Source organism: Halomonas sp. SpR1 (assembly GCF_031010175.1).
Classification (GTDB): domain Bacteria; phylum Pseudomonadota; class Gammaproteobacteria; order Pseudomonadales; family Halomonadaceae; genus Vreelandella.
Map to the genome: position 1 here is coordinate 157,583 of NZ_JAUAMB010000005.1, position 15,112 is coordinate 172,694.

Here is a 15,112-nt window from a genome sequence, read left to right on the forward strand (position 1 = left end):
TTAGGGTTTGCTAAGCAGATTTCCGAGCAACATACGAAGCCGCAAGGGCTTTAACGGTTTGAGTAAACAGTGCATGCCCGCCTCCCGGGTAGCGCGCTTAATCTCCGCCTCGTGATTGGCAGTAATCACCACGGCTGCCAAGCCTGGATAGCGCCGCTGTAACCGTGCTGCCAGCTCAATCCCTGTTTCCCGATGATCGCCCAAGTGGTAGTCCACCAACAGTACCGCCGGCTGCTCACCGTCGCTGGCAGCCTCCAGCGCACTCACCGTGGCGGCGGCTCGCACTCGGCACCCCCAACTACCCAGCAGCGCCTGCATGCCGTCTATAATTGCCAAGTCATCATCAATCACCCAGATAACACGGCCACTCAGCGGATCCTCGGCACCGTCAGACAGCACCGCGTTGTGAGTACTATGCACTGAGGGAACCGTTGCCGTTGCGTAGGGCACGGTGATCGAAAATAGCGCGCCCGCACCGGGGCGAGAGGCGAGCGAAATCGGCTGTCCCAGCATGGTGCTGATACGATCCACAATAGCTAGCCCCAATCCCAAACCCCGGCTTTGAGCGCCGTTAGGCTGGTTAGCGCGGCGGAACTCCAGAAAGATCGCTTCCCGCTGCTGCTCGGGAATCCCGGGGCCGGTGTCTCCCACGGTAATTTCTACCCCTTCTTTGCGCCGCCGACAGCCTAACAGCACCCGCCCCTGCTCGGTATAGCGCACCGCATTGCTTAAGAAGTTGCGGATCACTCGCGCCAGCAGCGCTAGATCGGATTCGACTACTGCACTGGAAGGTACGTAGTGCAGGGCCAGTCCCCTCACCCCGGCTATTTGGCGATACTCCTCCGCCAACGCATCCAATAGCGTGCTCACCGCGAAGGGGGCTTTGTCGGCGTGGAGAACCCCCGCATCCAAGCGTGAAATATCCACCAGCGTGCCTATCAGCCCCTCAACATCCTTTAGCGAGCGACCAATATGGCTGACTAGCATTTGCGAGGTTTCAGGCAGCGAGTGCGTTTCTAGCGCACTGGCAAACAGACGAGCGGCGTTGAGCGGCTGCAGCAGATCGTGGCTGACAGCCGCAAGGAATTTCGTTTTGGATAGGTTGGCGGCTTCGGCTTCGGCTTTCGCGGCCAGTAGGCGCGTATTGACCTGGCTTAACTCGTCTAAAGTGCGGTGCAGCGCATCGGTGCGCTCACGCACCTGTTCGGCGAGTAATACCGAGCGCTCAAAGGCGGCATAGGGCGCGGGATCGACATCCCCACCGGTTTCAACCCGCTCCATCAGCGCTTGGCAAACTTTACGCAGACGGCGGTTCTCTTCCCGCAGCGCCGGGACATCAGTTGCAGTCCCTCCATCGGTTGCTTCAGTCGTCGTCGTTAGCTGGAAGAGATCCAAACGCCACCCCCGTAAACGTTTGATTCACATGCATACCATGATGCTGTTCACCGTAAGTATTGAACCCCACTACGCCTGCCTGCCGCAGCAGCTGCGATGCCTGATCCACGTGCCCCAGAGCCTCGAGTTCCATGCGGCGTAGAAAACAGTCGCAGCCAATAATCATGCTCGGCGCCCCCAGCCTTGCACTTACTCCATCCAGCATCACTTTGAGGTCATCAAGGAGCGGTGTTGGCTGCATGGCCGTCAGTACAATGCCGTTTTCCACTGCGCAGTAAAAACTCAAACTACTGTCACTATTAACACCCTGGATAGAGCGCACATAGTGCTTTCCGCCAATGCGGACGGCTAATGGGTGGCGGGCAAAAACAGCGGCGCTGAGCTGCTCAGGGGCAACGCCTACCAACTCTGCGTACACCTGGGCAGCGGGTAGCCCATTGAGCTCTACTACCCGCCGCTGCTCACGGTCAGCTTCGGTCACGACGAGCTTGTGAGCCAATGGGATTAAGTGATGGGTTGAGAACACTTCAAAGGGCAACCGGGTATTGATCATTACGACCACCGCTGCACGCGTATAAAAGCATCCAGCGGTATACACATGGGTATGGCTAAGGTGGTTATCGTCACCCGCCGAGCCGCCAAAACTAGGGATACGCCCTAGCGCGGCATCCAGAGTGGCGAGTACTTGCTCCTCACGACTGGATAAACCATCCAATAAGGTCAGCGCAAAACTATGCTCATTGATCGGCGCGATGGCTTGTTGGCGGCAACGTTCCAATAGCGTATCGACCAACGGCTGAGCGTCGGCTAACTCAAAATGTTCGAGGTCGTCAATCAGCGCCGTTTCAATGGCAAACAGGCGACGATCGAACCCGATAGCCACGATGGAGCCGCGGTCGTAGCCTGCGGGCGTTATTTCCCCAGCGGTGGTACAGCCACTTAGCGGCGTAGCGGGAAAGCGACTTTCCAGTGCATCGGCCAGGGCCACTAAATCATACTCCGCGCTGCAGAAGAACAGCACGAACCCCAGGTGTTCATGCTGTAAAGCGTCAGCTAGCTCCGCCGCTGCCCGGCTTGCATCTATCTGCTGGCTGGCTGCAGTGCTGATGCCCTGCTCAACTTGATAAGTGATCACGGCACCACCTCTCCAGTGCGGAATGCGTATGCGCTGCGGCAAGCCTTAACGCACTGAACGCTTCATCAAGCTGCCTGGATGTGGAGCGTTGAGTTTTGGCCAATAGCTCAAGCTGCTTTGCCCGTTCGGCAAGTTGGTCTGCCCCGATGCTCAATGACTCGCCGCGCAACTGGTGAGCAAGCCGCACGATCTGTTGCTCCTGTTCTGGCGTCAACGGCGTTGCAGCCAGGCAAGAAGCCAATTGCGCGGAGTAATCGCTTACTTGCTGGTGATAAAGCATGATTAGCTGAATCATGCTCGCTTCCCCCAGCGTCGTTTTCAGCATGCAAAGGGTGTCGCTATTAAGCAACGAGTGCTCCCCGGTTAGCGTCGGCGACGCTGCTAGCGTTCTTAAAGTGGCGTCCGGGGTCGCAAAAATCTGCAACGCCAGCACGTTACTCAGTGCAGAAAGCGACAGCGGCTTGGTGATGTAATCATTCATACCCGCTGCCAGGCAGCGTTGTCGGTCATCTTCAGCGCCTCCGGCCGTCATGGCGACGATCGGTACACTGGCTAACCAGCCGCCCTGTTCACGCAGCCGTCGCGTAACTGTCAGGCCATCCATATCGGGCAGTTGAATATCCATAAAGATCAGATGCACCTGCTGCGACTGAGCCATGGCCAGGGCATCACGACCACTCTCTGCCCAAACTATGTCACAGCCCAAGCGCGCCAATAAGCCCATCGCGACTTTGCGGTTAACGGCGTTATCCTCTACCAAAAGCAGTTTTGTGCCGGTAAAGTCACGCTTGGGCGCTGGGGGGAGCGATGTTGTTACGGGGTCAGCGGCGATCAAGGGTAACTCGCACCAGAAAGTACTCCCCTGGCCTAACTGGCTTTTTACCCCTAGTCGTCCTTGCATGGCTTCGCTTAACCGCTTGCAAATTGCCAGCCCTAGTCCTGTACCACCAAACCGTCGAGCCACCGACGCATCCGCCTGCTGAAAAGGCTCAAAAAGGCGTTCCTGTTGCTGCTCGCTTAGACCACACCCCGTATCACTAATCTCAAAGAGCAACTGCCCCACCGTGGAGGAGACCCGTACGCTGACCTCACCGTGATCGGTGAATTTGATTGCATTAGCGATTAGATTAAGCAAAATTTGCCGCAATCGACCCGCATCGACCTGCACCCACGCTGGCACCAACGAATCCACATTAACCCTTAGCGCTAACCCTTTCATTTTGGCTCGAGGGGCAAATAGCACCACCACGCTATCAACCAGCGGTTTGAGCTCCGTGGGCGATGTTTCGAGGGTTAAGTGCCCTGCTTCGATTTTTGAGAAATCGAGGATTTCATTGATCATTGCCAGCAATTGATTGGCGCTGTCGTGGATCGTATGGGCGTAATCCTCGACCTGAGCGGGGCTCGCTGATTCGCGCAACAGCTCACTCATACCAATAACGCCGTTCAGCGGTGTGCGAATTTCATGGCTAACCATTGCCAAAAAGTCTGATTTGGCTTGGTTCGCCGCTTGAGCCTGTTTGGCGGTCACTTCCAGTTGACGGCCAAGCTGCTCCTGAATCCGCCTTATCGCCGCACTCTCACGCATTTCACGCACTAAAAAGGCTATTACCAGAAAGGCCGCTAAGCTCATACCAATAATCAGGGTCATGAGAAGCTTGTAAAGCAGACTGAGCTGAGCGCGCTCTTCCGTTGCCGATTCAGCTAAGTAGCCGTTAATAGCAATAACCAGTCTTTCAGTGAGACGCGTTAACGCCTGCAGTTCTTCTTCCAGCGATGCGACCGGCAGTCGATCAAGCTCCTCATCTGGCACGCCCCCAGAACTGGAGGGAAACAGGCTATCCAGCAAATCAAGCTGCTGCTGGATTTGGCCTAGCAGCTCACGGGCGGTATCAATCTGCTGCATGAGGTTGCGGACTTCACCATCGTTTAGCAGTGTCATGCGACTATAGAGCAACTCAAAGCGAAGATTTAGCTCCTCACGTGCCTTAGGTGATAACGGCTCCCGAGTTACTGCCAACAAATGGTTGAGTAGCTGTACCGCATCGCGATCCAGCTTATAGACAACCCAAGCGGTGTCTTCCCGCAAGCTTTGAGTGAGATTTTCTTGCCGCCAAGCAGCGAGGGTAGCGACGACCAATGCCGCAGCAAATAGTAGTACCGCCACAATAGCAACGAGCTTAAAACGACGAGGATAACGCAGTAGGCTTGAGGCCCGCGCATTAGAAGCGCTAGAGAACATTAATATGCATAACCTGCCATACCGCTCTAAAGCGAATTTTCTCGCTTAACAGCGTTTCATCTTGATCAAAAGGGTATAGCACCCACAAAGGGCCATATTCCCGAATCGGAATCGCCTCACCGTTTTTTTGCATGGCTAAGATGACATCGTACTCATTAAAATCGCTAACCGGTATTTCGGCTTCGTAGCCGTTCAGCGCGGAGACATGAACTGCATCATAGTCTGAGCTTACCATCGCCAGCAGGTCACGCATCAAAGGGCCACTATAGTGGCTACTGCCTTCTGTCCAAGGCGTACTCGTCTCAAATTCGTGCTGTGGTAAAGCCGCTAACATGGCACGGTCAAACTGCGCTTCACTCCCTTCGTTCGTATGGTCGATCTTACCGCTGATAGTCAAGATAACGGGCCCGTTAGGCTCCTCTAAGCCATCGGCTGATTGAGCAAACCCCGCATGGGGAGTGCTGAACATCAACACGACCCACCCCAATAACACCGCTTTCACAGTAGACACCTCGCACAAGATCACTCTCAGGGTACAGCACCCAGGAGCAGCAAAAGAAGATAGCGTAAAGATTACGCCATCTCCTTGATCAGGTCAGGGCAAATACTATTTTTTTGGTCACTGAAGTGTTATTGAGTGTTCACAGTTGAGTTACGATTTGATTTCCTCTATGGGTTCAAAGCGCACTAACTCTTCGTAGGCGTGCCAGCTAGCGTGGCCTAACACTGGCAGGATTAGCGCCAAGCCAATATAAAACGTCATGACGCCAACCAGAACACACAGGGTAAGAATCACCGCCCATAGCAACATCACGCGAAAATTACGTGCAACGCAACGTACACTCGCTTCGATACCTTCCATAAAGGTTAAGTCTTGATCCATCAGCGTGGGAATCGCTACAACGCTGATAGTAAAGGCGCCAAAGGCAAGAATGCCGCCCGCTACCGTACCTACAGCCAGCATCCCCAAGCCTTCTGAGGTCGTCAGCAACGCGGTATAGAGCGAAGCGGGGCTGGGCACTTCAAAGCCAAAAAACAGCGCAAACAGCAGCGTGGCCAAACGAATCCAAGCGAGGAAGAAGATCATCATCATAACGCCCATCATCGCCAACTGCCCTGCATGGGGCTTCCAACTGCCAAATGCATCACCGAGGTTAGGCACTTGACCTCGCTCCAATGCCCGGCTGATACCATAAGAACCAACCGCTACCAACGGGCCAATAAACATAAACCCTGCAATCATGGGCAGCAGCCAGTACCAATATCCCATTGTGAAAGCACCGAGGGTAATCGCAATACTAAGGCCCACCCAAAACATGCCATATGAAAGGCTCACTACCGTAGCACGGCGAAAGTCCTCAACGCCTGCAGCCAACCACGCCCTGGGTCGATCCAAACCGACCTTATTGATACTGATTTTGACGCTGGGCTGATCCGCATGGTGATTTGTTTTTGTTGTAGCCGCATTCATGGCATCACTCCTGTTGTTCCTGATATAGATCCTGGATTCAGGATTTACCTCTATCACATCAACGCTCGATTCCCGCCGATGGTATTAATGCCAAATTAATGGCTTAACAATCTTCATTAATACTCTCTTAATGTAGCTGACCAACGCACTTGAAGGATCGCACTTTGAGATACGCGTACAAAAAATCCACGAAATAGCGGTTAAGCGCCAATTAAATTGCTGCGTTAGCAAAAGCAAATGTAGTTAAGCTGCTACTACCGGCTAAAAAAAACTCCGAGCTAGCTGCCCGGAGTTTTGATTTTGCCTATGTGGCCGTCTAATGCTGACGCCGTACTGCGTGTACGTCGTAACTAGCGCACAATCATTACCGACATTTTGGCATGGTGCACAACGTGTTCTGCATTGGGACCGAGCACATAATCGACAAACTTTCGCTTGGTATGGGAGGCCATAACGATCAGGTCGACATCCAACTTTTTGCCTGCCTTGATAATCGCCTCCCAGGGCGATCCATCCACAATGACACTTTGCACTTGAATATCATCAGGCACATTCGCCTTGATGAAGGCGTGAAGTGCCTCGGTGATCGCCGCATGCGCTTTTTCAGTGAAGTCCTTGGGGAAATAGGAGCCCACCATGGGCATGCGATAGTCCGGTAGTACCGTCACCACATGCAGCGAGGCACCGAACGTCCGACATAACGTCAGGGCTGTTGGCAGCGCCTTCGACCAAGAGGACTCCTCGTTCAGATCCACCGGCAACATGATCTTGCTATACATGGCCTTCTCCTTCATGCGGTGGCAGTGGCTGACGTGTTAGCACGACGTCGGCGCTGCATCAAAACAATCAACCCAAAGACCAGGAAGGCAGGAATCCACATTAGCTCTTTCGTCCAGCGATCGACGGGAGCCAGCACTTCGATGATCTCTTGATCGAAGTCGAAGCCGAGTTCTGCCGCTTGGCTGCCGTAAGTCACCATATCAATGGTAGTCTTGCCGTCTTCAATAAACAGCTCCATGCCCAGGTTATCGAGCCGCTCCTGGCCTGTTTCACCGTCAGGTACCGGGAGTGTCATGTAAGTGGTCATGGGATCGCCATAGGCATCGAGACCGGCAATCTGCAGGCGCAGGGTGGAGTCTTCGTCGACATCGCCCAGCGCTTCGACGAACTGCGCGGGCGGTATCGATTCGTAGGGATCATGGATCCTGTCCATCCAGAAACCGGGCCGGAACAGCGTGAACGCAATCAACAACAACAAGATAGACTCATACCAGCGGTTGCGAGTAATCATGAAGCCCTGGGTCGCCGCGGCGAAGATCAGCATGGCGATGGTCGACACCACAAAGATCAGCACACCCTGCAGGAAGGTCACATCGATTAGCAGTAGGTCGGTGTTAAAGATGAACAGAAACGGTAGCGCCGCGGTGCGCAGGCTGTAATAGAACGCCTGGAAGCCGGTTCGAATGGGATCGCCACCCGATACTGCCGCCGCCGCAAAGGATGCCAGCCCCACCGGCGGCGTAACGTCGGCCATGATACCGAAGTAGAACACGAACAGGTGTACCGCAATCAACGGCACCAACAAGCCGTTTTGAGCACCCAAACTGACGATGACCGGCGCCAACAGCGCCGATACGACGATATAGTTAGCCGTCGTGGGTAGCCCCATACCGAGAATCAAGCTAAGCACTGCGGTAAGTAACAAGATCAGCATCAAGTTACCCATGGCAAGCGTTTCCACCACCTCTGCCAGCACCAGACCCACTCCGGTCTGGGAGACGGCACCAACGATGATCCCTGCGGTGGCGGTAGCGATGCCGATACCGATCATGTTGCGGGCACCGGTGACTAGGCCGCTCCATAGATCCATCACGCCTTCACGCAGATCTGCACGCATATCGCTGCGGCCCCGGAATATCGACGTAATAGGGCGCTGGGTAAGAATGATAAAGATCATAAATATCGTGGCCCAGAAGGCAGACAGCCCAGGCGACAACCGCTCCACCATCAGACACCATACCAGCACAATGACCGGCAGGATGTACTGCAAGCCCACCAGCACCGTCGGCTTGGTTTGCGGCAGCGAAAAGATCGGCTCGTTAGGATCATCAAGTTCGAGTTCGGGGTAACCTGCCGCCAGCTTGAGCAGAGCGATATAGATGATCGTCAACCCAACCGCTACCACCCAGGGTGTCGCATCGCCCAGTACCGGCTTGAGCCAGCCAAGGCCGTAATAGACCGCCAGGGCGGTGACCATCATGAGTAGTAAACCACCGAGAAAACCGATCACTTTGTTGACCAGCGGCTTAGGTGGATTGCTGCTTTGAAGCCCCTTCATATTGGCCTTTAGGGCTTCCAGGTGAACGATATAGACCAGTGCAATATAGGAAATTAGCGCGGGCAGGAAGGCATGTTTGATGACCTCAACATAAGAGATACCGACATATTCGACCATCAGGAAAGCGGCCGCCCCCATCACCGGGGGCATAATCTGTCCGTTGACCGATGACGCCACTTCGACAGCACCGGCCTTTTCGGCTGAAAAGCCGACACGCTTCATCATCGGCACCGTAAAGGTACCGGTAGTCACCACATTGGCAATCGACGAGCCGGAAATCAGCCCGGTCATGGCCGAGGCCACCACGGCGGCTTTCGCTGGCCCACCGCGATAGTGCCCGAGCAGCGAGAACGCCACTTTGATGAAGTAGTTACCGGCGCCAGCCTTATCGAGCAAGGCACCGAACAATACAAACAGGAACACGAAGCTGGTTGAGACCCCCAGGGCAATACCGAAGACCCCCTGAGTCGTCAACCACTGATGATTGATCAAGCCAAAGAGGCTAACCCCGCCATGGGACAGAATGCCCGGCATCCAAGGGCCGGCCAGGCTATAGATAAGAAAAACCGACGCCACGATCATTAACGGCGGGCCAAGCGCGCGACGAGTCGCTTCAAGCAGCAGCAGAATCCCGGCGATGCCAATAATAACGTCCTGCAGTATCGGTGCGCCGGGGCGCTGGGATAACTGCTCATAAAACATGAACATGTATGCGCCACAAAAAGCTGCAGCCGCTGCAAGCACCCAATCCTGGATCGGCACACGGTCACGAGGCGAGCGCTTAAGTGCCGGATAGGCCATATACGCCAGAAACAGCGCAAAGGCTAAGTGAATAGAGCGGGCTTCCGTGGCATTAAAGACGCCAAAACCCAGAATGAAGGGCACTGGGGAAGCGATCCACAGTTGAAAAAGAGACCACGCTGCCGCAATGCTTACCAATAGCTTCCCAGGCATACCGGCTGGTTTACGGGCTCCCGTATCGCTAGAGGCGACCATATCCTCCAAGTCTACTCCGGCTTCCGAAGGCCTGTTCTTATCGTCTGTCATATGCCTGCCCTGCTCCGAGTCGATTGACGCTTAATTGCCATATCGAAATGCCCTATCAACAAACTAAACCAAAATGCGCGGCACCCCTGGGGTAACCGCGCATTCCTCACTCAGGTAGCAATACTACCTTAGGCTGCTGGATTACTCGATCCAGCCTTGTTCACGGTAGTAACGCGCCGCACCTTCATGCAGCGGTGCAGAAAGACCTTCAGACACCATCTCTTCCGGATCAAGATTCTCGAATGCAGGGTGCAGACGCTTGAAACGATCAAAGTCGTCAAAAACCGCTTTAACGGTCTGGTAGATAACTTCTTCGTCAGCCTCAGCAGTGGTTACAAAGGTTGCTGCCACCCCGAAGGTTTCGACATCTTCATCATTGCCGCGATACAGTCCGCCCGGAATGACCGATGCGGAGTAGTAAGGGTATTCCTCAATGATGCCCTGAATGTCTTCGTCATTCAGCGGAATCAGGCGGGAATCAACGGTGGTGGTCGCTTCCTGAATGGAGCCATTGGGGTGACCCACCACATACACCATGGCATCGACATTATTATCGGAGAGTGCTGCGGCCTGCTCGGCAGCATCAAGCTGAGATGCCAGCGAGAAGGTATCTTCGGTCCAGCCCTTGGCGTCCATCACCACTTCCATGGTGTTACGCTGGCCTGAGCCTGGGTTACCGATATTGACGCGCTTGCCTTCCAGATCGTCGAGGGTCTCGATGCCTGAATCAGCACGCGCCAGCAGGGTCAAAGGTTCACCGTGAACGCGGAACACGGCCCGCAGCTCTTCGTAGGCGTCACCTTCAAAATTCCCAGTGCCATTGTAGGCCTGATACTGCACATCGGATTGCGCGACACCCATGTCCAACTCGCCGGACTTGATGCCATTAATATTGGCGACGGAACCGCCAGTGGAAGGTGCATTACACTTGATATTCGAGTCTTCCAAACGATTTACCAGGCGACAAATCGACTGACCGACCACGTAATACACACCTGTTTGGCCACCGGTGCCAATAGTGATGAATTGCTCGTTATCCTGGGCCATTGCCGGTGAGGCGAAGGCAGCGGCGGCAAGTAGCGCACCGGAGAAGGCAGTAGTGGAAAATACATGGCGTTTCATGAACACACCTCTTTATATTGATGTTATGAGCGTATTGGATAGTGCAAGCATCGTGCGCTTTGGTCTCACCTGATGAACCGTTCCCCAGGTGGCCTTGCTCCAAAACGCTTCTTAAGACGATCTTTTTTTAAGACAGCCTATCTTTCGGACAATCTGTTTTTAACACAAACTATTGTGAAGACAAGCTGTTACAGGCATCCCTTGGACTACCTGATATCCCTACTTTAGCGAAAAAAACCTAATTAGCGAAATGTAATGCGCTAAAAATGCGCGTCGCTGACGTCTAATACTCAGTGTAGCGGTCTTCATCGTTTAGGGAGCGTTAATTACTATGCTGCCTTTGCATGGGCTAAGCGGCCTCCATCAAACGTTATAGCCCAACACTGTGGGCAGCCACAGCGCGATGGCTGGGAAGATCGCCACCAGCGCTAGCGCACAGCCCATTGCAACGACAAACAACAGCGCCCATCCAATGGTCTGCTCTAAACGAATTTTGGCCACTTCGGTGGTCACCATCAAATTCACTGCCACCGGCGGGGTAAACTGGCCAATCGCAATGTTCATCGCCAGTAGAATCCCAAACCACACCGGGTTCCACTCAAAGTGCTGCATCACGGGGATCAAAATTGGCATCATGATCAGATAGATCGAGATCGCATCCAGCAGCATCCCGGCGACCAGCACCGCCAACATCACCAGAATCAGCAGCAGCACGCCGTTATCGGTCAGGCTGATAATCCACTCCGCTAAATGACGGAACGTACCCAGCATGGTGCCCGCCCAGGCAAAGATACCCGCCAGGGCGATAATCAGCATCACCACGCCAGAAATAATCGCTGCCTCACCCAGCAGCTCCCATAAATCACGCAGCGATAGCTCGTGGGTCAAAAACAGCCCGACAATCGCGCCATAAGCCACGGCTACCACCGCTGCTTCGGTAGGGGTAAATAGGCCCGAACGCAAACCACCCAAGATCAATACCGGTGCAAACAGCGCCGGTATCGCCTGTTTAAACGTAGTGCGTACGCTAAGCCATTCAGCGCCCTCTACCGGTGTACCGCCCTCCCAGCCGTAGCGTTTGGAAACGAGCATAGCGGGCACCAGCAGCGCCAGCCCCGCCAAAATGCCGGGAAATAGCCCCGCTGCGAAAAGTGCGCGCAAATCGACACCCGGCACCACAATCGAGTAGAGAATCAACGCCACTGAAGGAGGAATCAGAATAGCGGTAGACGCCGAGGCGGCTATCAGCGTGGCGGAAAACGGCTTTGGGTAGCCCGCCTTGGTCATACTCGGCAGCATCACCATCGCCACCGCCGCCGCATCAGCGGGGCCTGATCCACTCATGCCGCCCATAATCATGCACACCAGCACCGCCACCAGCGCCAAACCACCATGGCGCGGACCAATTAAGGCCTGAGCAAAACGCACCAAGCGCAGCGCCACACCGGAACGCTCAAAAATCAGCCCCGTTAAGATAAACAGCGGAATCGCAATGAGCGGGTACTTGGCGATGCTGTTGTAGGTGTTGGTACCCATCGTCGCCAGCATATCCGGCGACAACCCCAGCACGATGCCCACTGCCCCGGAAAGCGCCAGCGAAAACGCTACCGGCACACCCGCGACCAGCAACCCCGCAAAGGCCAGAATCATCCACACATCAGGACTCATCGGTGAGCCTCCCGGTCAAACGGTCAACGGTTTGCTGGAACAGTCGCCATAGCATGGCTGCGGAAAGCGCCGGCAGCCAGACTAGATACCACCACTGGGGCAGCCCAAGCCCTGGCGAAAGCGACTCCCACTGATACTCTTGCCAGGCTAACTTGCCGCCGTACCAAGTGATCAAGCCCAGCACAATGACACCGCATAGCGCTTGAAACAGAATCAACGCACGGCGGTACTTAGCGGGCAACGCCCGTTCCAGAAAACCAATGCGAATATGCCGGTTACGCCGCAGTGCCACGGAAGCGCCCGCAAAGGTCAGCACCACGAGCAGAAATACGGAAAACTCTTCGGTAAATGAAAAAGAGCCGCCGGTTAAGTAACGCGTAATCACATTGCCTAAACTAATCAACGAAATAATGATTAATGCCAGCGCACCCAGCCAGCGTTCAGGGCGCGCATCAGGAAAGCCTTTCATGGCAGCCTCACAGCAAAAAAACTCCCGGCCCTATAAGGCCGGGAGTGACAACATCAAAGGTATTTAGCGCGCATCGATGGCAGCTTGCGCGGCCTCGACCACCTCTTCACCAATCCGCGGCGCCCATTTTTCGTAAACGGACTGGGTAGCTTCAACAAAGGCTTGGTACTGCTCATCGGTCAACTCAGTGACGGTCACGCCGCGCTCTTTAATAGCCGCTAGACGCTCACTCTCCTCTTCCCGGGTCATGGCAATTTCCCACTCACCGGCTTCTACAGCGGTTTCACGCAGCAGGGTTTGCTGCTCTTCGCTCAATGTTTGCCATACCTGCTGATTGACCGCAAAAATCAGTGGGTCATTCATGTAGTTCCAGAGCGTCAAGTGTTCCTGACCGACCTGATCGATGCGCGCCACATCAAACACCGAAAGCGGGTTTTCCTGACCGTCTACCGCGCCGGTGGTTAGCGCGGGCTGCGCATCCGTCCAGCTCATTTGTGTCGGGTCAGCACCCAGTGCAGAGAAGGTGTCCTGGAACAGCGGCGAGCCGACAACGCGAATTTTTAGGCCGTCCAAGTCATCCGGCTGACTAATCGGCCCGCGTGAGTTTGAGACCTGGCGAAAGCCATTTTCACCCCACGCCAGCGGGACAACGCCGCGGGATTCAATCGCTTCAAACACCAGTTCACCCGCTTCCCCACCAGTGACCGCATCGACGGCGGCTTCGTCGGGAATAAAGAACGGCAAAGAGAACAGGTTAAGCTCCGGCACCTGGGGCGACCAGTTGATAGTCGAGCCCACGGCGGCGTCGATCAACCCGGAGCGCATGGCAGAAAATTCGCGGGTTTGGTCGCCGGAAACCAGTTGAGAATTCGGATAAACCCGCAGCGTTAATTCACCGCCACTGCGTTCTTCCACTAGTTCGGCCCACTTCTCTGCTGCCTGCCCCCAGGGAAAAGCGTCAGACAGAACGGTGGAAACCGAGAGTTCGCGTGCCTGGGCAGAAAGGGAGGCAGTCAGCAGTGCCGCACCGGCCAAGCCAGCGGTAAAGTGAGCTATTGAGCGTGTCAGCGTCATGGTAGATCCTTTTTTAGCTATTTTTATGATGTGCGTTGGGTAGTGTGCGTGGATAGCAGCTGTGAGGCTTTTTGATAAAGCCCCACTTATTGTATGCACTTAGCGCGCGAAAGAAAGACGCCTAAAGTTGGCACGGTGCAGTACTCGCCCTGGTTAGCAGGGTGTAAGGCATCACCAGATTATCGACCTTTTGGCCCTCCAGCACGTCAATCAACATCGCGACGGCTTCGCGCCCAAACGCTTCCGCCGGTTGAGCAATGGTGGTCAATGGCGGATCGGTATAAGAAGCGAACGCTATATCATCAAATCCCGCCACTGAGATATCGTCTGGAACGCGTAGTCCTGCTTCTTTGATACGACTCATGGCGCCTATCGCCATCTCGTCACTTTCACAAAAAATAGCAGTGGGTCGCTCTGCTAACGCGATAAGCGTTTCAGCCGCCTGATAACCCGCAAGAGGGGTGAAATCGCCGGGGCACAGCAAGCGCTCATCCACGGCAATACCCGCCGCGCTCAACGCATCCTGATACCCCAGTTGGCGGTCGCGGGTTAACGGGCTGCGCCGTGGGCCCTTTATCATGCCTATGCGTCGATGCCCCAAGGCGATCAAGTGCTCGGTGACCTCACGCGCCGCCGCGCGGTTATCCAGTTTAACGGTAGGACATGGCGCATCGTCCAACACCTCGCAGGCATTGATCATAGGCAATGCTGCCCCAGCGGGAAAGGCATTGTCAGAAAACGGGTTGAAAGCGCGCAACTGAATCACACCATCCGCCTGGCGCGTCGTCACTAAGCTGGCGTATTGGGTTTCCATCGCCTCATCGCCTAGCGTATTGCAAAGCAGTACACCATAGCCACGCTCTTGGGCAGCCTCCTGGATGCCGCTGATAACCCGCGCAAAGAAGGTGTTGGCAATGGTGGGTACCAAAACCACCAAATTATAAGTGCGTTGAGAACGAAACTGTACCGCCATCAAGTTAGGCTTATAGCCCGCTTGATCAACTGCCTTGAGCACTTTTTCACGGGTCGTGGGTGAGACGATATCCGGCGACTTCAACGCCCGCGATACGGTAGCTACCGACACCCCCGCCAACTCGGCGACCTTACGTATATTGGTCATGGCCTCTCTTAAGTTATCTAAATCGCCGTTA

Annotated in this window: 12 protein-coding genes; all 12 read right to left on the minus strand. The window is 54.9% G+C overall.

The window, feature by feature from the left end; translation table 11 throughout:
- Positions 1–1,395 (minus strand): hybrid sensor histidine kinase/response regulator, encoded by a 1,395-nt coding sequence (locus QT231_RS06005; RefSeq protein WP_308336013.1) that lies wholly within the window; start codon positions 1,393–1,395, stop codon positions 1–3.
- On the minus strand, positions 1,364–2,530 hold the full coding sequence (gene nosP / locus QT231_RS06010; protein ID WP_308336014.1) for a nitric oxide-sensing protein NosP: 1,167 nt from the start codon (positions 2,528–2,530) through the stop codon (positions 1,364–1,366). Before nosP ends, QT231_RS06005 begins: the two co-directional genes overlap by 32 nt.
- Positions 2,511–4,772, minus strand: a complete 2,262-nt coding sequence (locus tag QT231_RS06015; RefSeq protein ID WP_308336015.1) for an ATP-binding protein — start codon at positions 4,770–4,772, stop codon at positions 2,511–2,513. Before QT231_RS06015 ends, nosP begins: the two co-directional genes overlap by 20 nt.
- Positions 4,762–5,241, minus strand: a complete 480-nt coding sequence (locus tag QT231_RS06020) for a molybdopterin-dependent oxidoreductase (protein ID WP_308336053.1) — start codon at positions 5,239–5,241, stop codon at positions 4,762–4,764. The genes QT231_RS06015 and QT231_RS06020 overlap by 11 nt, the downstream gene beginning before the upstream one ends.
- A 183-nt stretch (positions 5,242–5,424) precedes the next feature.
- Entirely contained in the window at positions 5,425–6,243 is an 819-nt protein-coding gene (locus tag QT231_RS06025) for a DUF2189 domain-containing protein (RefSeq protein WP_308336016.1), read from the minus strand.
- A 350-nt stretch (positions 6,244–6,593) separates the two neighbouring features.
- Positions 6,594–7,022 carry a universal stress protein gene (locus QT231_RS06030; protein WP_308336017.1) on the minus strand — a complete coding sequence of 143 codons (429 nt, stop codon included), beginning with the start codon at positions 7,020–7,022 and terminating at the stop codon, positions 6,594–6,596.
- A gap of 11 nt (positions 7,023–7,033) precedes the next feature.
- Positions 7,034–9,628, minus strand: a complete 2,595-nt coding sequence (locus QT231_RS06035) for a TRAP transporter permease (RefSeq protein ID WP_308336018.1) — start codon at positions 9,626–9,628, stop codon at positions 7,034–7,036.
- Positions 9,629–9,769: 141 nt separating this feature from the next.
- Complete coding sequence (locus QT231_RS06040) at positions 9,770–10,750, minus strand: TAXI family TRAP transporter solute-binding subunit (RefSeq protein ID WP_308336019.1); 981 nt, start codon at positions 10,748–10,750, stop codon at positions 9,770–9,772.
- A gap of 363 nt (positions 10,751–11,113) precedes the next feature.
- Entirely contained in the window at positions 11,114–12,418 is a 1,305-nt protein-coding gene (locus tag QT231_RS06045) for a TRAP transporter large permease (protein WP_308336020.1), read from the minus strand.
- On the minus strand, positions 12,408–12,887 hold the full coding sequence (locus tag QT231_RS06050) for a TRAP transporter small permease (protein ID WP_308336021.1): 480 nt from the start codon (positions 12,885–12,887) through the stop codon (positions 12,408–12,410). Before QT231_RS06050 ends, QT231_RS06045 begins: the two co-directional genes overlap by 11 nt.
- 63 nt (positions 12,888–12,950) lie before the next feature.
- The gene (locus QT231_RS06055; protein ID WP_308336022.1) at positions 12,951–13,961 is read right to left on the minus strand and encodes a DctP family TRAP transporter solute-binding subunit; all 1,011 of its coding nucleotides are present in this window, start codon (positions 13,959–13,961) and stop codon (positions 12,951–12,953) included.
- A 121-nt stretch (positions 13,962–14,082) separates the two neighbouring features.
- Positions 14,083–15,081: a LacI family DNA-binding transcriptional regulator gene (locus QT231_RS06060; protein ID WP_308336023.1), complete on the minus strand. Its 999-nt coding sequence runs from the start codon at positions 15,079–15,081 to the stop codon at positions 14,083–14,085.
- Between the last annotated feature and the right edge of the window lie 31 nt (positions 15,082–15,112).

What these genes read in the sequence shown, in the direction of transcription:
- QT231_RS06030 (WP_308336017.1), bottom strand. Translation starts at nt 7,022, where the DNA reads ATGTATAGCAAGATCATGTTGCCGGTGGATCTGAACGAGGAGTCCTCT.
- QT231_RS06035 (WP_308336018.1), bottom strand. Translation starts at nt 9,628, where the DNA reads ATGACAGACGATAAGAACAGGCCTTCGGAAGCCGGAGTAGACTTGGAG.
- QT231_RS06020 (WP_308336053.1), bottom strand. Translation starts at nt 5,241, where the DNA reads ATGTTCAGCACTCCCCATGCGGGGTTTGCTCAATCAGCCGATGGCTTA.
- QT231_RS06025 (WP_308336016.1), bottom strand. Translation starts at nt 6,243, where the DNA reads ATGAATGCGGCTACAACAAAAACAAATCACCATGCGGATCAGCCCAGC.
- QT231_RS06060 (WP_308336023.1), bottom strand. Translation starts at nt 15,081, where the DNA reads ATGACCAATATACGTAAGGTCGCCGAGTTGGCGGGGGTGTCGGTAGCT.
- QT231_RS06055 (WP_308336022.1), bottom strand. Translation starts at nt 13,961, where the DNA reads ATGACGCTGACACGCTCAATAGCTCACTTTACCGCTGGCTTGGCCGGT.
- QT231_RS06015 (WP_308336015.1), bottom strand. Translation starts at nt 4,772, where the DNA reads ATGTTCTCTAGCGCTTCTAATGCGCGGGCCTCAAGCCTACTGCGTTAT.
- QT231_RS06050 (WP_308336021.1), bottom strand. Translation starts at nt 12,887, where the DNA reads ATGAAAGGCTTTCCTGATGCGCGCCCTGAACGCTGGCTGGGTGCGCTG.
- QT231_RS06040 (WP_308336019.1), bottom strand. Translation starts at nt 10,750, where the DNA reads ATGAAACGCCATGTATTTTCCACTACTGCCTTCTCCGGTGCGCTACTT.
- QT231_RS06045 (WP_308336020.1), bottom strand. Translation starts at nt 12,418, where the DNA reads ATGAGTCCTGATGTGTGGATGATTCTGGCCTTTGCGGGGTTGCTGGTC.